Source organism: Arthrobacter sp. KN11-1C (assembly GCF_052180225.1).
Lineage (GTDB): Bacteria > Actinomycetota > Actinomycetes > Actinomycetales > Micrococcaceae > Arthrobacter.
Genome location: NZ_CP197467.1, coordinates 4,204,846 through 4,221,651, shown reverse-complemented (window position 1 = coordinate 4,221,651; position 16,806 = coordinate 4,204,846). Strand labels below are relative to the sequence as shown.

Here is a 16,806-nt window from a genome sequence, read left to right as displayed (position 1 = left end):
GTCAGGGTTCGGTACTACGAGTCTCTGGAGGGTTTTAGGATGAACGTTCAGCAGCAGTCCTTTGCACGCCGCGGTTTCCTCCGCGGCGCGCTTGCCGCGGCCGTGCTTGTGCCGTTGGCCGGCTCGATGGCCTCCTGCGCAGCCGGTGGCGGAGGAGGAACCACTGGTCCTACGGGGACCGTTTCAGATACCAACCCGTTCGGCATGGCAGACAAGTCCACCGTCGACGCCGTGATCTTCAAGGGCGGCTATGGGATCGACTACGTCGACTTCGCGGGCAAGAGCTTCGAGAACGCACATTCGGGTTCCACCGCCAAGATTTCCCCGTCCACCGACATCGCGCAGGAACTCCAGCCGCGATTCGTTGGCGGCAACCCTCCGGACCTGATCGACAACTCCGGCGCCAAGGCGATCGGCTTCAGCACCATCCTGGCCCAGCTCGAGGATCTCACGAGCGTGGTCGAGTCCAAGAACCTCGAAGGCAAGGTCATCAAGGACACCCTGTACGCCGGAGTGCTCGCCCCGGGCACTTTCAATGGCAAGCTGGCGGCCCTGAACTACGTCCTGACGGTTTACGCCATGTGGTATTCGGATTCATTCCTCAAGGACAATGGCTGGACCGTGCCGAAGACGTGGGATGAAATGTACGCGCTCGGCGAGCAGGCCAAAGCCAAAGGCAAGTACCTGTTCGTCTGGGGCAAGGAAGCAGCTACCTATTACCAGGAAATGGCAATTGCTTCCGCCATCAAGGAAGGCGGCGATGACGTTCGCCTCGGCCTTGAAAACCTGAAAGCGGACGCGTGGTCCCACCCGGCCATCCAAAGCGTCTTCGCGGGCTTGGGCAAGATCGTCAAGGCCGGCCACTTCAAACCAGGTGGCTCGGGTACGCAGTTCACCGCAGCGCAGGCGCAGTGGAGCAACGCCCAGGAAGCCGTGTTCTACCCATCCGGCTCGTGGATAGAAAACGAGATGAAGGACCAGACGAAGTCCGGCTTCAACATGACCGGCGTTCCTGTTCCCACCGTGACCTCGGGATCCAAGCTTCCTTACGCGGCAATGCACAGCGCTTCCGGCGAGCCGTTCGTGGTTCCGTCCCAAGGTAAAAATGTTGCTGGCGGCAAGGAGTTGCTGCGTGTCATGCTGTCCAAGGATGCTGCCACCAACTTTGCCAAGACCAAGTTGGCCCCCACCATCGTCAAGGACACCGTTCCCGCCGATGGCTTCGGTTCCACTGCCCTGGTTTCCCAGACCAAGCTGCTCAGCGATGCTGGATCGAACATCTTCACGTGGAACTTCGTTGACCTCTACGGGATGAACAAAGACCAGCTGGTTGTGTGGAACACGTTCCTCGATGGAAAGTCCGACGTCGCCACCCTGACGTCGGACCTCCAGAAAATTACCGACAAGGTCCGCAACGACAGCTCGGTCACGAAGATTGAAGTGAAGTGACTTCAGTGAAAGCTAAGACACTCCGGGTCGGCGACGGCGCATCCGCCGTCGCCGTTCCGGAAACCGCACCACCCGTCTACAAGAGGCGGCGCAAGCCCTTGACCTTCGACAAGATCAGCTTCTTCGTGGTCTTCCTCGGAGTACCACTGGCCATCTACATCATCTTTGTGATCTGGCCATTCATCCAGGCCTTCGGCTACTCCCTGACCGACTGGTCGGGGTTCTCGCCCAAGCAAAACTTCATCGGGCTTCAGAACTACCAGAAGCTCTTTACGGATGACATCTTCATGAAGGCCATGGGGAACAACATCCTGCTGGTGATCTTCCTGCCCATCATCACCATCATCCTCAGCCTCGTGCTGGCAACCTTGGTAACCGTGGGGGGCAGCAGCAAGGGCCAGATCAAGGGCTTGCGCAACTCCAGCTTCTACCGGGTCGTGTCCTTCTTCCCCTACACGATCCCGGCCATCGCCATTGGCATCATGTGGGGTCAAATCTATGATCCTTCGGGAGGCCTCCTGAACGGCATCCTGACATCCCTGGGCATGGACCAGTTCAAGTCCTACGCCTGGCTCGGCGACAAGAGCACCGCCATGATCGCCACGATGTTCGTGATCGTGTGGGGCTTCATCGGCTTCTACATGGTGCTGTTCGTCGCGGGCATCAAGGGTATCCCTGCCGAGCTGTTCGAAGCGGCCAGGATTGACGGGGCCGGGCGTTTCCGCACTGCCGTGTCCATCACCATCCCGCTGATCCGGGACAACATCCAGACCGCATACATCTATATGGGAATCCTGGCGCTGGACGCCTTCGTCTACATGGCGGCCCTGAACTCCGGCGGTGGACCGGACAACTCCACCTTGGTGATGTCCCAGCAGCTCTTCTTCACCGCATTCACCAAGGGCCAGTTCGGCCTGGCCAGCGCCATGGGCGTCGTGCTCGCCGTAGCCACCCTGATCTTCTCCGGCCTCGTGTTCCTGGTTAACAGACTCACTGGTGGCGACAAGGATGTGTCCCTCTGATGACGACAAAAATTGCCAGCCAGGATATGAAGTCCCTGCACTTCAATCCCCGCAAGCCGGCCCTGACCACGGGCGACAGGGTGGTGGGCGCTGTTTCGCACACGGCCCTCAGCATCTGGTCGCTCATTGTGATCCTGCCACTGCTGTGGACTTTCATGTCCTCCTTCAAGACATCGAGCGAAATCTTCGCCTCGCCGTTTGCCTTGCCCTCGCAGTGGCGCTTCGACAACTACGTCCGTGCTTGGACCGAGGCCGGCATCGGGAGCTACTTCCTCAACTCCGTCATTGTCGTAGGGTCCGCTTTGGTGATCGTCATGGTGCTCGGCGCCATGTGTGCCTATGTCCTGGGGCGCTATGTCTTTTTCGGCAGCAAAGCGATCTACTACCTCATGCTGGCAGGGCTCACCTTCCCGATCTTCCTCGCCATGGTGCCGTTGTTCTTCGTCATGCGGAACATCGGTTTGTTGAACACTTTGCCGGGCCTCATCCTGGTGTACGTCGGCTTCGCGCTGCCGTTCACGGTGTTCTTCCTTTTCTCCTTCTTCAAGTCGCTTCCCCACGAAATCACGGAGGCGGCCGCCTTGGACGGGGCAGGCGAGTGGCGGACGTTCTTCCAAGTCATGCTGCCGATGGCCAAGCCAGGGCTCGCCTCCGTGGCCATCTTCAACTTCCTGGGCCTATGGAACCAGTTCCTGATTCCGGTGGCGATCAACGCGGCCGGGCCGCGCGTGCTGTCCCAAGGACTGGCTGCGTTCGCCGGCCAGATGGGTTATGCCGTGGACTTCGGCGCCTTATTCGCGGCCGTCACCGTCACGGTGGTTCCGGTGCTGATCGTCTACATCATCTTCCAGCGCCAGCTGCAGGGTTCGGTCTCTCAAGGCACCTCCAAGTAGCACAACCCGGCTAAATAAGCGCCCGACGGCGGTTCCCCCCCTTTGGTGGGTGCCGCCGTCGGGCGCTTCTGCCCGCCACCCGAAGGTGGGGTCCGCCGTCAGAGCCGCTGGTAACGGGAGCGGAATAGGGAATAGATTCCGTAAGCCATGAGTCCGAGGCTCACGAAGACCAGCACCCATGCGCCAAAGGGTTGCTTCAGGAAGGCCTTGAGGGCCGAATCGAGGCCGCCTTGTTGGGAGGGGTCGTGCGCGGCCGTGGCGATCAGGATGAGCAAGCCGACGGCGCCGAGCGCCACCCCTTTCGCGCAATAGCCCACCACGCCCAGCACCGTGAACGCGTCTCCCAGGAGCCCGGACGGCTTTCCCCTCAGGTTCTTTTCGTACTTGCGGGTGATCCCCATGAAGACGTAGGTGCCCGCGGCTGCCAGCAGTGCCACCCCGATGATCACCAAGAGGACAGTACCGGCAGTGCTGGACATGAGGTCCGCGCTGGTCGTCCGGGATTTCTCGCTGCTGCTGCTTGGATGGCTGAGCGCAAAACTGCCGAAGGTCACCGCGGCCACGGCAAAGACGATCGCCTGCCCGGCAGCCTTCAGCCGGTTCATCCAACGCTTCGAGCCTCCATGCACGCTCCACCCCATCACGGCGTCGCTCGCCATATAGAGCGCGAGGACACCGCAGGCTACTAGTCCCGCCCACAAAAGGACGATGCCGCCAGGCGTTCCGGCCATCTGGCCGACGGCTCCGCTTTGATCGGCTTGGCCGGATGAGCCGAGCGCGATACCCAAGGCGATAATTCCGATCAGGAGGTGTATCAGCCCCAAGGCGACGAATCCGGACCGCGCCACTACCCGGACGGTCCGTGAATCCTTGGCGTCGTCTACGGCGTCGCCCACCGAATCGGCGCCCCGGGAAACTGCATTGCCGGCCTTGTTCGTATGATCGTCTGCGCCCATGGAGCTCCTTTGGTCTGTCCTCATCTTGCCACCGTGGGCTCAGAAGCGGGAGGTCACGCGAGCACTGGATACGATGGGCGCATGTGGATCGCGTGGATCGAGTTCGACATCCTCCTCGGCGAGGTGCACAGCCTGAAGGAGAAACGCTCCCTCGTGCGTCCGGTGATCGCCGAGTTGAAACGGCGATTCGAAGTCTCCGCCGCGGAGACCGGGCACTTGGACCAGCATCGCCGTGCCCTCATCGGCGCAGGCGCCGTGGCAGCAGACCGGGCGCACCTCGTGGAGGTGCTGGACGCCGTCGAGCGCTTCGTTGCCGCGCGCCCCGAACTGGAGCTCCTGAGCGCCCGACGCCGGGACCTCCACAGCGAAGACTGACCCTCTTTTCTCATCGATTGCTGAGCAAACGTCGTTTTGACGGTCCAAAACGACCGTTCTGGAGCAATGGATGGGGGGTGTGGATAACTTCTGCGGGCAGCGACGATTTCTGTTGTGATGGGGCCATGAAAACCGCACGTCAACTTCCGGCGAATCTCGCGAATCGGCCCTTCACGGTCGCCGAGGCGGCCGGCGTGGGCGTTAGCGCCAGACGGCTTCGGCACAGCTCTTTGAATGGGCTTGGTAAAGGAATCCGTTCGGAGGGCCCGACGGCGGGACTCCCCTTGGCGATCCGTGTGCGGCCATTCGTCGAGGTCAATGAGCGATGCGCGGCATCCCACCTCACAGCGGCAGAGATTCTTGACCTGCCGCGACGTCGTCAGAAGGAGCCAGCGCAAATGTTCCATGTGATCCGGCCCGAGGATGCTGCCCATCTCAACCGGCCACACGTCGTCGTCCATCGAATGAAACTCTACGAAGATGAGATAGCGACGGTCGACGGCGTCCCTGTCACCACCGTGGAGCGCACCTGGTTGGACATGGCCGAGATACTGACCGTGGACGAATTGGTGGTCATGGGGGACAGCTGTGTGCGGATGCCGCGGGTTGAATTCGAAGGGCGGGACGCGCCGTTGTGCACTCTTGCGGATCTTCAGCGGATGATCGATCGCCATAAGGGCAAGAGAGGGCTGCGCAAAGCCAAAGCAGCCATCCAACTGATCCGGATAGGTTCGGATTCGCCGCAGGAGTCATTGCTCCGCCTGGCGATCGTGAGGGCAGGCCTGCCGGAACCCGCACTCAATGTGCCGGTTGATGCCAAGGACGGCGGGAGGTTCCTGCAGCCTGACTTGTCGTACAAGACGTACAGGATCGGCATCGAGTATGAGGGCGAGGGCCACGGCAGCGAAGCACAAGTGGTGCGGGACATCAGCCGTTCGGAACGGTATGAGGCGCTGGGCTGGACGGAGGTCCGGATCTCAAAGCGCCACATGTTCGACGATGCGAAAGCTGCCGTGGCCAAGGTCCGAAGTGCGCTGGTCCAGGCCGGCTGGCGGCCTGCCCGTTCTTAAAAACGATTGCTCCGTAACTGCCGTTATGACGGGTCAAAACGACAGTTACGGAGCAATCGATGAGCCTCGGGTGGGCTTAGCCGAAGTACTTCGGCAGCGTGGCCTCGTGCGCTTCGTTGAGAGCGTCCAAGGAGAGCTCGTCCACGCCGTTGATCTCCAGCTTGCCGCCGGCAGCGTCGACGACGCCGATCCGGAGGTGGGCGAAGCCGCGGGCGGTGCACATGTCCTTGAAACGGATTTCCTCGGAGCGGGGAACGGACACGATGGCCCGGCCCTGGGACTCGGAGAACAACGCGGTGAACAGGTCCACGCCGTCGCGCTCCATGAGTTCGTCCAGAGCAATCCGGGCGCCGACGCCGTAGCGCAGTGCGGACTCCACCAGCGCAGCGGCAAGGCCGCCCTCGGAGAGGTCATGCGCGGCGTCGATCATGCCGTCGCGCGAAGCGTTGATGAGGATCTCGCCGAGCTGGCGCTCGATGGAGAGGTCAACCTTCGGAGGCAAGCCGCCGAGATGCGAGCGCAGGTTGGACCATTCCGAACCGTCCAGTTCCGCGGCCGTAGTGCCCAGCAGGTAGATGGCCTGGCCGTCTTCCTTCCAGCCCGACGGGGTGCGGCGCGCGACGTCGTCGAGCTTGCCCAGCACCGCAACCACGGGGGAGGGGTGGATCGGCACGGTACCGGTCTGGTTGTACAGCGAGACGTTGCCTCCGGTGACCGGGACGCCCAGTTCCATGCAAGCGTCCGACAGGCCGCGAATGGACTCGGCCAGCTGCCACATGACGTCCGGATCCTCGGGGGAACCGAAGTTCAGGCAGTCGCTGACGGCCATCGGGACAGCGCCGGAGGTGGCGACGTTGCGGTACGCCTCGGCCAGTGCCAGCTGTGCACCGTGGTACGGGTCGAGGTAGGTGTAGCGGCCGTTGGCGTCGGTGGCCAGGGCCACGCCCAGGCCGGTTTCCTCGTCCACGCGGACCACGCCGGCGTCGTCCGGGAACGCCATGGCGGTGTTGCCGCCGACGTAGCGGTCGTACTGCTTGGTGATCCAGGCCTTGCTGCACATGTTCGGCGAAGCAATGAGCTCGGTGACGGCCGCGGCCAGTTCCCCGGACGTGGAGGGGCGGCCGGCGTCCTGCACGGAGCCCGTGAAGGTATCGGCCTGGACGGAATCCTGCCATGAGGGGCGGGCGAACGGACGGTCGTAGACCGGACCGTCGTGGGCAACGGTGCGCGGGTCGACGTCGACAATGACTTCGCCTTCCCACGTGATGATGAGGCGTCCGGTGTCGGTCACTTCGCCCAACCAGGAGTACTCCACGGCCCACTTGTCCATGACCGCTTCGAACGCGGCGATGTTCTCCGGCGTGACAACGGCCATCATGCGTTCCTGCGACTCGGACATCAGGATTTCGCCCGGGGTCAGCGTCGGGTCGCGCAGCAGCACGGAGGTCAGCTCAACCTGCATGCCGCCGTCGCCGTTGGAAGCGAGCTCGGACGTGGCGCAGGAGATACCTGCCGCGCCGAGGTCCTGGATGCCCTCAACGAGCGAACCCTTGAACAGCTCCAGGCAGCACTCGATGAGCACCTTTTCGGCGAACGGGTCGCCTACCTGGACGGCGGGGCGCTTGGAAGGCTTGGTGTCGTCGAAGGACTCCGAGGCCAGCACCGAGGCGCCGCCAATGCCGTCGCCGCCGGTGCGTGCACCGAACAGGACCACCTTGTTGCCCTTGCCCGAGGCGTTGGCCAGGCGGATGTCTTCGTGACGCATGACGCCGACTGCCAACGCGTTGACCAGCGGATTGCCCTGGTACACGGAGTCGAACACCATTTCGCCGCCGATGTTCGGCAGGCCAAGCGAGTTGCCATAGCCACCGATACCCGCAACGGCACCATGCATGACGCGGGCCGTGTCCGGGTGGTCGATGGCGCCGAAACGCAGCGGGTCCATCACGGCCACCGGGCGGGCGCCCATCGAGATGATGTCGCGGACAATGCCGCCGATACCGGTCGCGGCACCCTGGTAGGGCTCCACGAACGACGGCGAGTTGTGGGACTCGATCTTGAACGTCACGGCCCAGCCGTCGCCCAAGTTGGTGACGCCGGCGTTTTCGCCGATGCCCACGAGCATGTCCTTCTTCATTTCCTCGGTCACCTTTTCGCCGAACTGGCGCAGGTGGTTCTTCGAGGACTTGTAGGAGCAGTGCTCGCTCCACATGACGGAGTACATGGCGAGCTCGGCGCCGGTCGGGCGGCGGCCCAGGACCTTGACGACCTCGTCGAACTCGTTCTGCTTGAGGCCGAGTTCGGCCCAGGGGAGCTCCGTGTCCGGGGTCTTGGCCGCGTTCTCGACCGTGTCGATGTTGAACTTCTTGCCAACGGTTTCAGCTGAGGTAGTCACTGTGCGCCTCCCACGATCTTGTTCAGGACGGAGGTGAAGAAGCCCAAGCCGTCCGTGCCGGCGTTGGACTCCGGGCCGAATCCGGGCTCCACCGCGTGCTCCGGGTGCGGCATGAGGCCCACCACGTTGCCTGCGGCGTTGCTGATGCCGGCGATGTCGCGGCGTGAACCGTTCGGGTTCCAGCCGACATAGCGGAACACGACGCGACCCTCGGCCTCAAGGGCGTCCAGGGTCTTGTCGTTAGCGATGTACTGGCCATCCTGGTTCTTCAGCGGAACCGTGATTTCCTCGCCGGCCTGGTAGTCCGAGGTCCACGGGGTGTTGTTGTTCTCCACGCGCAGCACCTGGTCGCGGCACAAGAACTTCAAGTGGTCGTTCTTGATCATGGAGCCCGGGAGCAAGTGCGACTCGGTCAGGATCTGGAAACCGTTGCAAATACCCAAGACAGGCAGCTTGGCGTCGCTGTTGGCAGCGTCGATGATGCGGGACATCAGCGGAGCGAAGCGCGAAATCGCGCCGGCGCGCAGGTAGTCGCCGTACGAGAAACCGCCCGGGATGACGACGGCGTCGACGTCGGCCAGGTGCGTGTCGGCATGCCAGAGCGCGACGGCGGTGCCGCCTGCGAGGCGGACCGCACGGGCGGCGTCGCGGTCGTCAAGGGTGCCGGGGAAGGTGACGACGCCGATCTTGGCCCCGACCAGATGGGGTTCGACGGCCACGGGGGCTCCGCCGATCAAAGGAAGTTCAGTCATGTCAGGCCTCGACGACCTCGACGTTGACGACGTCCTCGATCACCGGGTTGGACAGCAGGGTCTCGGCTGCCTCGCGGGCCTGGGCGAGGATGGCATCGGTCACCTCGCCGTCGACGGTCAGTTCGAAGCGCTTGCCCTGGCGGACTGCGCTAAAGCTGGTGAAGCCGAGGCGGGGCAGTGCGCCCACGATGGCCTTCCCCTGAGGGTCCAGAATCTCGGGCTTGGGCATGACGTCGACGACGATCCGGGGCATCCGGTAACTCCTGTGCGTGAGCGTTGGTTAAACCTTGGTTAAAGGCTGCCGCGGAGTGGTGCCGTCTCACGCCGGGACTGCACCCAAACAATGTTCAGCAACAATGTCAGGGGCAGTGTCTTACGGAATAAGGGGGGCGCTCCGCGAGCTTGCATGCCCATTCTACCGGCCACATCGCTACATACCCTATTTGCGCGAGATCGGTGAAGAGGCCCCGCGGGCCGCGCCAATCCGCGGCGGCAGCCCGCCGTCGCCGGGGGTTTTCACTGCCCGACGGCGGCTCTGGGCACTGCTCGACCGCGGCGCTGGCTCAGGGTGGTTTGCGTCACTAGGATTGCCGCATGGCCGAGAACGCTAAGTCGATGGTTTTGCCCGTGGTCCTTGCCGCTGTTTTTGCCGGCCTGGGGAGGATGGTTTTCCAAAGGATCATGGCAGACCGGGCCGCCCGGGAAAACCGCATTTCCGTCCCGCCGGATGCCTCGGCAAGGGCCAAAATCAGCGATGCGTTGCGGGGGATCCATTCTTAGCGCGGCTTGCCCGCTGAGGCCACGTGGAGCGCAATGGGGGACTCGCAAATGCGCTAGTCAACCGGGTTAAAGGCGCGTATTCGGGAGCGGCCTGAAATTGCTGTCAAGGAAATTCCCCGTCCGCTCTCGTCCTCATATCTGCCTATTCGCACAGCGGGCACGTCCCCTCCCGACGGGGCGTGCCCGCTGCTGCGCACGGATGTATTCTGATGCCGAATGACATGACAAAAAACGTGAAATGTGTCCTATGTAATATTCAGCTATCGCTCTGTACTCTATGAATCGGCTGGGCTTTACCTGATTACAAGAACTGTCAATCAGGGTCCATCCGTAGTTGATTGATCTTGACATGACCGCCACGATCGCCCGGAAAGGTGCAATCACTCGTGAATTCACAAGGAAAGAGCTTCATTGGAAGCGGGGGGCTTCGAAAAGCTGCGGCACTAGCCGTCGGATTACCGGTTCTGCTCTCCTCGGTGGCTTTGACACCCGCTCAAGCTGCGCCCGCTTCCGGTTCAACGGTCTTCGGATCAACGGGTGCGGGGGTTGCCCGGAATGTGGACCCCAAGTCTTACCATGATGGCCGCTATGTAGTGGTGCTGGCAGAGAAGCCAGCGGCCACTTACGACGGCGGAACGCCCGGCTATGTGCCCACCAAGCCGCAAGCGGGGAAGAAACTGGATGTGGGCAAGGCCGAAGTGAAGCAGTACCAGGCCCACCTGCAGCAGAAGCAGCAGGAAGTGGCCAAGCAGCAAAGCGTGAGCATCAACCGCGACTACACCACAGCCATCAACGGGTTCAGCGCCACGCTGTCCGCGAACCAGGCCGTCAACCTTGCGAAGAACCCCGATGTTCTCCTCGTGGCCCCGGACACCCAGTCGGCTCCTGACTACTCCACCACCGATTTCCTCAACCTCAGCGGACCGAACGGGGTCTGGAACACCCAGTTCGGCGGCCAGGACCAGGCCGGAAAGGGCACTGTGGTGGGCGTCATCGACACCGGCTACACGCCCACAAGCAAGTTCTTCGCCGGCGATCCCGTCCAGCCGTTGGTAGGGAAACCCCAGGTAGGCGTTCCTTACCGCACCAGTGACGGCAAGATCGCCATGCTGAAAGCCAACGGAGACACGTTCGTTGGCGAGTGCCAGAAAGGCACCGACACCGGAGCGGCCTTCGATGGCACCGCGTGCAATTCCAAGGTCCTCAGCGCCCACTACTTCGCAGATGCCTTCCTGCAGTCTGTTCCGCCAGCCCAACGGGCACCCCAGGAACAGATCTCGCCCATCGACGTCGTGAGCCACGGCACGCACACGGCCAGCACCGCCGCAGGAAACTCCGGGGTGGAAACGTTCGTGGATGGCCGCAGCTTCGGCAAGACGAGCGGCGTGGCACCAGCTGCCAAGCTCTCGATCTACAAGGTCTGCTGGGAAGACACCGACCCCAATTCGGGTGGCTGCTACAGTTCCGCGGCCATCGCGGCCATTGACCAGGCCATCGCCGACGGCGTTGACGTCCTGAATTACTCCATTTCCGGTGCCACTGACACCACCACCGACCCGGTCTCGCTGGCGTTCCTCTCGGCTGCGTCGGCTGGCATCTTTGTGGCCGCGTCTGCCGGAAACTCGGGACCCCAGGCCAGCACCGTCAACCACGGCGCACCCTGGATGACCACCGTTGCGGCGACTTCCTTCTCCCAGGCGCTCCAGGGAACCGTCGAATTCTCCGACGGAAGCAAGTACCGCGGAGCCAGCATCATGAACCACCAGGTGAGCGGGGCCGGCGTCGTGCTGTCCGCAAACGCCGCCTCAGGTACCGGCAACGCAGCGCTCTGTGCGCCAGGGTCCCTGGACCCGGCGAAAATCGCCGGCAAGGTAGTGGTATGTGACCGCGGCGTGGTTGACCGGGTCGCCAAGAGCGCCGAAGTCCTCCGCGGTGGCGGTGTGGGCATGATCCTCGTCAACCTCACCACCTCGTCGCTGGATACAGACAAGCACGCAGTGCCCACCGTCCACGTGAACCCGCCGGACTCGCAGGCCATCAAGGACAAGGTCGCAGCCAACCCCGCGATTACGGTTTCCCTGGTTGACCACGACACCACCGGACTTCCGCTCGAGGCTCAGCCGCAGATCGCCGGATTCTCCTCCCGCGGACCGCTTCTCGCCACCGATTCGGATCTGCTCAAGCCGGACGTTTCGGCTCCCGGCGTTGCCGTGCTGGCCGGGGTTTCGCCCATCGGCAGCAACGGCGACGAGTACGGATTCATGTCCGGCACCTCCATGGCCTCCCCGCACATCGCAGGTTTCGGAGCCTTGATCCTGGCGAAGAACCCCGATTGGTCACCGGCCGCGGTCAAATCGGCCATGATGACGACGGCGAGTGACGTCAAGCTGGCCGATGGAACCAAGAACAAGGACGTCTTCGCCACCGGCGCGGGAGAGATGAACCCTGCCAGCGTGCTGGAACCGGGGCTGGTCTACGATGCCGGAACCGAGGACTACCTGAAGTTCATCCAAGGTACAGGCGTGGACCTCGGCATGCCGGGACTCGGCTCTACCTTGCCGCGCGACATGAACCTTCCATCGTTCGCCTTGGGCAACCTCGCTGGCAAGATCGAGGTCACCCGCACCGTCACGGCCCTGACTCCGGGACTGTACCGGGCCACGGTCAATGTGCCCGGTGTTGACGTCAAGGTCACTCCGTCCGTGCTGAACTTCAATGAGGTCGGCCAGAAGAAGACCTTCAAGGTGACGTTCGAGAACAAGAGCGCGGCACTGGGTAGCTTCGCGATGGGATCGTTGAAGTGGGAGGGCGCCAACAAGTCGGTGGTCTCTCCGATCGCGGTTCGTCCACAGTCGGTGCTGGCCTCCAAGAGCGTTGCCTTCACGTCGCAGCAGGCAAGCGGATCCGCGGACATCAACATCGTCTCCGGTTCCGACTCTCCCACGGCCGTGACGGTTGATGGCCTCTCCAAGGCCGACTCTTCGCCCGCTGAATTGGTTCCGGGTCCAGTGAATGTGGCAAACGATGCCTCGAACTTCGTGAAGACCGCCACGGTTCCCGCCGGAACGGCGTTCGCGAAGTTCTCGGTGATCTCTTCCGATCCGACGGCGGATTTCGATCTGTATGTTCTGTCGCCGTCGGGTCAGTTGTTCACGGCAGCGACACCGAGTGCCAGTGAGTCCCTCTCGCTCGACAACCCGGAGCCCGGGACGTACACGATCATCGCGAACCTGTATGCCAGCCCCAACAACCGGCCCACCAAGGCCAGTGTTGATGCAGCGATCCTGGGCGCAAACCAAGGCAACGCCACGGTCACGCCCAACCCGATCAAGATGAAGAACGGCAAGTCCGGGAAGCTCACCTTCGCGTGGAGCAAGCTGACACCGGGCTCCTACATCGGTCGACTCACATTTGCCGGCACCAGCTCGCCGACATTCGTCTCGGTCCTCGTCTCGGCAAACGGCAGCGTGTCCGTGGTGCCGAATGATGACCAAGAAGGCCAGCACGGCAAGGGCAAACTCCAGAATGAAGGGGACGACCAGTCAAACAACGCGCTGTAGTGCGGCGTTGACGGTCTGACAGAGGTACAAGGCACCGGCCGGCGGGATATCCCGCCGGCCGCTGCCTTGTCATCCCCCCGGACGCTCGCTCACCTATACGGCCAATCCCCGGACGCGCGCTCACCTATATGACCCTTTTGACCGACGCTCGCTCACTTGGAGCCCAAACGGTGGAACCCCTCCTGCAGATATGTGGCTCATCGCATTTGAGGGTGTAATCGCGGTCTGAATCCGCCGGTCTCGAGGAGTGATCGGGCGATGTAGTTCGCAAGGTTCCGGAAGCCGAGCGCGGAGCCGCGGAGGTGTTCGAGCCGGCCATTTAGTGCTTCCGTGGGGCCGTTGCTGGTGCCGGGCCGGTCGAAGTACGCGAGCACGTCGCCGGCGCGGCGTTTCAGCGTCCGGCCCAGCGTAATGACCTCGGTCAGCGCCGCGGGAACGCCGGCGCTGATCGCGCCGATCAGTGCTTGCATGAGCTGTTTGCCCCGGGGGCCGTCAGGTTCGCGGTAGGCGGCGATGACGCGCTGGTAGATGCCCCAGGTCGCTTCGACTTCGGCGTGGTTGTCCGCAACGAACAGGGCCTCCAGCCTGTCCTTCTGCTTCTCGGTGAGCAGGTCGTGCCCGGTGTGCAGGGTCCGGCGCGCTGCGTAGAGCGGATCCCCGGACCGTCCGCGGTGCCCAATGGTCTGCTGCTGGACACGCTGACGGCACCGGTCCAGGGCATCGCCGGCAAGCCGGACGACGTGGAAGGGATCCATGACCTCGACCGCGTCCGGGAGTTCCTCGGCGGCTGCGGTCTTGAACCCGGTGAACCCGTCCATCGCAACGACCTCGATGCCATCCCGCCACGCTTTCGGCCGCTCGGCAAGCCAGGCCTTGAAGACCTGTTTCGAGCGGCCCTCGATCATGTCCAGCAACCGCGCCGGGCCCGTCCTGTCCCGGACCGGGGTGAGGTCGATAATCACGGTGACGTACTTGTCCCCGCGCCGGGTGTGCCGCCAGACATGCTCATCAACGCCAATCACGGCCACCCCGTTGAACCGAGCCGGATCCTCGATCAACACCCGCTTGCCCTCGGCAAGGATCGCGCTGTTCGCCGTATGCCAGGACACGCCCAGGCCCTCGGCGACGCGGGCGACGGTCAGGTGCTGGCACACAATGCCCTCCAGCGCCCAGCGCAGCCCGCGACGGGAGATCTTCGCCCTCGGCTGCGCGGCTTTGGAGATGTCCTGCCGCCACACCCGACCGCACCCGGTGCACTTGTAGCGGCGGACCCGCACCAGCAGCGTCGTCGGCCGCCATCCCAGCGGTTCGTGCGCGAGCGGCCGTGTGACCGTGCCGCGGGCGATGCCCTGGCCCCCACACGATCGGCACCAGTCATCCGGATCAACGGCGCGGCATTCCAACACCGCACGGCCAGGGGCCAGACGCTGCCCGGCAACTTCGAGCCCAAGCTCATCGAGCCGGCAGAACGTAGTCAGGTCAGGAGGCAGGAAGGTAGCGTTGGACACGTCGAGGTCTTCCGGATGGGCAGTGTAGGAACTTCCATCATCGGAAGACCTCGACCCCTATCCGGCCAACGACGCGCCCACCCCCGCTACACCCTCAAATGCGATGAGCCAGATATGTGAGCGGGGGTTGGGTGGGGAGGGGGTATATGTGAGCGGGGGTTGTTAGATGTTTCCCGTGGAGCCCGCCACGCCGCCGAGGAGTGCGGCCATGGTTCGCCAGCGGGCGATCTCGCAGCCGTCCGTCCGGCTGAAGCGGGTGCTGACCTCGCGCCCATGGAACCGGCCCGTGACCGTCGCCACTTGCGGGCCGCCGTATTGTTGCGTGCAAATCCGGTCCGGTCGGGGAACCGGAAAGAAGATCTCTTCGCCGAATTGCTCGACGGCGGCAAGCGCCGCGCGGGCGTCCGGAAGGGTGGAGCCTGCGGAGACTTCGCCGCCCGAGCCGAGCAGGACGAACTCGTAGTCCACGGCGCCTGCTGCCTCCGTCAGCGTGACGGTGAGTTCGACGTCGTACTTTCCTGTGCTTGAAGTCATTGCTGTCCTTCGTGAGACGGTGCTGGTACCAGGAGCTCCAGAAGCGGCTGCAGTTCCTCAAGGACCCGGGCACGGAGCTCCTGGGCCTCGGCCGCGAATGCCCTCTGGTACTCAACGTACTCGGCCTTGCCTTGCGGTGTCTCGATCCTGATGGCCGGATACCCCCACTCTTCAAGGTCGTAGGGCGAAGCCTGCATATCCATGGCCCGGATCCGCCAGGACAGCTCGAAACAGTCCATCACCAGTTCGCTCGGCAAGGCCGGCGTCAGTTTGTACGCCCATTTGTAGAGGTCCATGTTGGCGTGCAGGCAGCCGGGTTGCTCCATGGTGCGCTGGTTGTCCCGCGTCGGGGTGAGTTCGTTGAGCGGGGTGGCATCCGGAGTGTAGAAACGGAAGGCGTCGAAGTGCGAGCAGCGGATCCGGTTGTCCTCCACCACGGTGTCCGTGCCTTCGGAGCCGAGCCGCAGCTTGAGGTATTCGTGGCGGAGATCGAACTTGTCCTGTCGGTAGACCATGGCCCACTCGTGCAGCCCGAAGCAACCAAACTGGGCGGGCCGGGCAACGGTTCCGGCCAGGATGATGCCGGCGAAGCGGATGGCCTCGGTGCGGTCGGCCACAAACCGGCTGTGATCGAAGGTGACCGCAACGGTACCGGCGGGCAGTCCCGCGGACGCCAACGCGCCGTCGTCGAGCACTTGGTAATACTTCCACCCGGCCCGCTCGGCCGCTTTGGGGCCGGAGAGGACGACGCCCTCACCCGGGTGCCAGCGCAGCAGCTGGCCGGGCTTCTGGGTGTAGTAGGTAAAGAGGAAGTCTTCGACCGGATGCTTCTGGCCCGCGGAGCGACGGGCCAAGTATGGCTTGGCGTAGCGGCCAACGCGTTCGTGGTGGGCAGCCTCCAGCGCGAGCCATTTCTCTTGCGCGAGGTGCTGGTACTTAAGCTCCGGCACCGCTTGAACCCAGAATGTCGGCGACGGCGGCCCAGGCGGAGATTTCGCAGCCGTCCGTCAGTTTGTAGGAGGATTCGACGCCCACACCGTCAACGGCGCCGGTGACTGTTGCCGTCTGGGGTCCGCCGTAGCGCTGGTCGCAGACTTGGTCGCTGGGGCGCGGCGTGCGTGTGAGGAGGGCTGGGTTTTTCTTCAGGGCCGCGCACGCTGCGGCTGCGGTGGGGTGGTGGCTTTCCGCGGCGGGGACGCCGCCGGTGCAGACGAGCGTGTAGCTTTCAGGGGCTGCCGTGGGGGAGAGCTTGACGATGATGGAAAGTTCGGCTTCCCCGCGGGTGGGGGAGCCGGGCGCCGTGGGGGAGAACGAGGGGTTCGGTTTGCCGCTCGGAGACGCCGTTTCGTCCGGCAAAAGTCCCGTAGGGCTGCTCGACGGCGGGGACGACGTGCTGCTGCCGGGCGCCGCGGTGCTGGGCGGGTTGCCTCCGGGACTCGGCGTGCAGGCGGCAAGGCCAGCGACGGCGAGGACGGCCAACACGGACCGGACTATTCGCAGGCGCATGGGGGA

The 16,806-nt window shown here is 63.6% G+C and carries 15 protein-coding genes; 7 read left to right on the top strand and 8 right to left on the bottom strand.

Annotated elements, in window-relative coordinates:
• Positions 1-39 precede the first annotated feature (39 nt).
• From ngcE to ACSBOX_RS19700, 3 genes are read left to right on the top strand one after another with little or no spacing between them, the layout of a single operon-like run.
• Complete coding sequence (ngcE, locus tag ACSBOX_RS19710) at positions 40-1,449, top strand: N-acetylglucosamine/diacetylchitobiose ABC transporter substrate-binding protein (RefSeq protein ID WP_442543977.1); 1,410 nt, start codon at positions 40-42, stop codon at positions 1,447-1,449.
• A complete protein-coding gene (locus ACSBOX_RS19705; protein ID WP_442543976.1) occupies positions 1,446-2,471 on the top strand; it encodes a carbohydrate ABC transporter permease in 1,026 nt (341 codons plus the stop codon). The genes ngcE and ACSBOX_RS19705 overlap by 4 nt, the downstream gene beginning before the upstream one ends.
• On the top strand, positions 2,471-3,364 hold the full coding sequence (locus tag ACSBOX_RS19700; protein ID WP_078106765.1) for a carbohydrate ABC transporter permease: 894 nt from the start codon (positions 2,471-2,473) through the stop codon (positions 3,362-3,364). The genes ACSBOX_RS19705 and ACSBOX_RS19700 overlap by 1 nt, the downstream gene beginning before the upstream one ends.
• 98 nt (positions 3,365-3,462) lie before the next feature.
• Here the strand turns inward: ACSBOX_RS19700 and ACSBOX_RS19695 are convergent, their stop codons facing one another.
• Positions 3,463-4,320: a DUF1206 domain-containing protein gene (locus ACSBOX_RS19695; RefSeq protein ID WP_442543975.1), complete on the bottom strand. Its 858-nt coding sequence runs from the start codon at positions 4,318-4,320 to the stop codon at positions 3,463-3,465.
• 81 nt (positions 4,321-4,401) lie between these two features.
• On the opposite strand from ACSBOX_RS19695, the gene ACSBOX_RS19690 reads away from it, so the two are divergent.
• Positions 4,402-4,695 carry a DUF503 domain-containing protein gene (locus tag ACSBOX_RS19690; protein ID WP_241707357.1) on the top strand — a complete coding sequence of 98 codons (294 nt, stop codon included), beginning with the start codon at positions 4,402-4,404 and terminating at the stop codon, positions 4,693-4,695.
• Between the two features lie 398 nt (positions 4,696-5,093).
• Complete coding sequence (locus ACSBOX_RS19685; protein WP_442543974.1) at positions 5,094-5,765, top strand: hypothetical protein; 672 nt, start codon at positions 5,094-5,096, stop codon at positions 5,763-5,765.
• Positions 5,766-5,841: 76 nt separating this feature from the next.
• On the opposite strand, the gene purL is transcribed toward ACSBOX_RS19685, so the two are convergent.
• Genes purL through purS form a run of 3 tightly spaced genes read right to left on the bottom strand, consistent with a single transcriptional unit; the run spans position 5,842 to position 9,165 of the window.
• A complete protein-coding gene (gene purL / locus ACSBOX_RS19680) occupies positions 5,842-8,160 on the bottom strand; it encodes a phosphoribosylformylglycinamidine synthase subunit PurL (protein WP_442543973.1) in 2,319 nt (772 codons plus the stop codon).
• Positions 8,157-8,912, bottom strand: a complete 756-nt coding sequence (gene purQ, locus ACSBOX_RS19675) for a phosphoribosylformylglycinamidine synthase subunit PurQ (RefSeq protein WP_442543972.1) — start codon at positions 8,910-8,912, stop codon at positions 8,157-8,159. The genes purL and purQ overlap by 4 nt, the downstream gene beginning before the upstream one ends.
• A gap of 1 nt (position 8,913) precedes the next feature.
• The gene (gene purS, locus ACSBOX_RS19670) at positions 8,914-9,165 is read right to left on the bottom strand and encodes a phosphoribosylformylglycinamidine synthase subunit PurS (protein ID WP_028265707.1); all 252 of its coding nucleotides are present in this window, start codon (positions 9,163-9,165) and stop codon (positions 8,914-8,916) included.
• Between the two features lie 341 nt (positions 9,166-9,506).
• Here purS and ACSBOX_RS19665 point away from each other — a divergent pair, with 341 nt between their 5' ends.
• Positions 9,507-9,692: a hypothetical protein gene (locus tag ACSBOX_RS19665; protein ID WP_442543971.1), complete on the top strand. Its 186-nt coding sequence runs from the start codon at positions 9,507-9,509 to the stop codon at positions 9,690-9,692.
• A gap of 386 nt (positions 9,693-10,078) precedes the next feature.
• Positions 10,079-13,252: a S8 family serine peptidase gene (locus tag ACSBOX_RS19660; RefSeq protein WP_442543970.1), complete on the top strand. Its 3,174-nt coding sequence runs from the start codon at positions 10,079-10,081 to the stop codon at positions 13,250-13,252.
• Positions 13,253-13,449: 197 nt separating this feature from the next.
• On the opposite strand, the gene ACSBOX_RS19655 is transcribed toward ACSBOX_RS19660, so the two are convergent.
• The 4 genes from ACSBOX_RS19655 to ACSBOX_RS19640 form a co-directional block, all read right to left on the bottom strand.
• Complete coding sequence (locus ACSBOX_RS19655) at positions 13,450-14,760, bottom strand: ISL3 family transposase (RefSeq protein WP_442543969.1); 1,311 nt, start codon at positions 14,758-14,760, stop codon at positions 13,450-13,452.
• Between the two features lie 162 nt (positions 14,761-14,922).
• On the bottom strand, positions 14,923-15,294 hold the full coding sequence (locus ACSBOX_RS19650; RefSeq protein ID WP_442543968.1) for a serine protease inhibitor: 372 nt from the start codon (positions 15,292-15,294) through the stop codon (positions 14,923-14,925).
• Positions 15,291-16,244, bottom strand: a complete 954-nt coding sequence (locus tag ACSBOX_RS19645) for a 3-methyladenine DNA glycosylase (protein ID WP_442543967.1) — start codon at positions 16,242-16,244, stop codon at positions 15,291-15,293. Before ACSBOX_RS19645 ends, ACSBOX_RS19650 begins: the two co-directional genes overlap by 4 nt.
• Positions 16,231-16,800, bottom strand: coding sequence for an SSI family serine proteinase inhibitor (locus ACSBOX_RS19640; RefSeq protein WP_442543966.1), 570 nt, complete (start codon positions 16,798-16,800; stop codon positions 16,231-16,233). Before ACSBOX_RS19640 ends, ACSBOX_RS19645 begins: the two co-directional genes overlap by 14 nt.
• Positions 16,801-16,806 lie beyond the last annotated feature (6 nt).

Coding starts and splice junctions, on each gene's coding strand:
- ngcE (WP_442543977.1), top strand. CDS start 40: ATGAACGTTCAGCAGCAGTCCTTTGCACGCCGCGGTTTCCTCCGCGGC.
- ACSBOX_RS19700 (WP_078106765.1), top strand. CDS start 2,471: ATGACGACAAAAATTGCCAGCCAGGATATGAAGTCCCTGCACTTCAAT.
- ACSBOX_RS19695 (WP_442543975.1), bottom strand. CDS start 4,320: ATGGGCGCAGACGATCATACGAACAAGGCCGGCAATGCAGTTTCCCGG.
- ACSBOX_RS19690 (WP_241707357.1), top strand. CDS start 4,402: ATGTGGATCGCGTGGATCGAGTTCGACATCCTCCTCGGCGAGGTGCAC.
- ACSBOX_RS19685 (WP_442543974.1), top strand. CDS start 5,094: ATGTTCCATGTGATCCGGCCCGAGGATGCTGCCCATCTCAACCGGCCA.
- purQ (WP_442543972.1), bottom strand. CDS start 8,912: ATGACTGAACTTCCTTTGATCGGCGGAGCCCCCGTGGCCGTCGAACCC.
- purS (WP_028265707.1), bottom strand. CDS start 9,165: ATGCCCCGGATCGTCGTCGACGTCATGCCCAAGCCCGAGATTCTGGAC.
- ACSBOX_RS19665 (WP_442543971.1), top strand. CDS start 9,507: ATGGCCGAGAACGCTAAGTCGATGGTTTTGCCCGTGGTCCTTGCCGCT.
- ACSBOX_RS19650 (WP_442543968.1), bottom strand. CDS start 15,294: ATGACTTCAAGCACAGGAAAGTACGACGTCGAACTCACCGTCACGCTG.
- ACSBOX_RS19640 (WP_442543966.1), bottom strand. CDS start 16,800: ATGCGCCTGCGAATAGTCCGGTCCGTGTTGGCCGTCCTCGCCGTCGCT.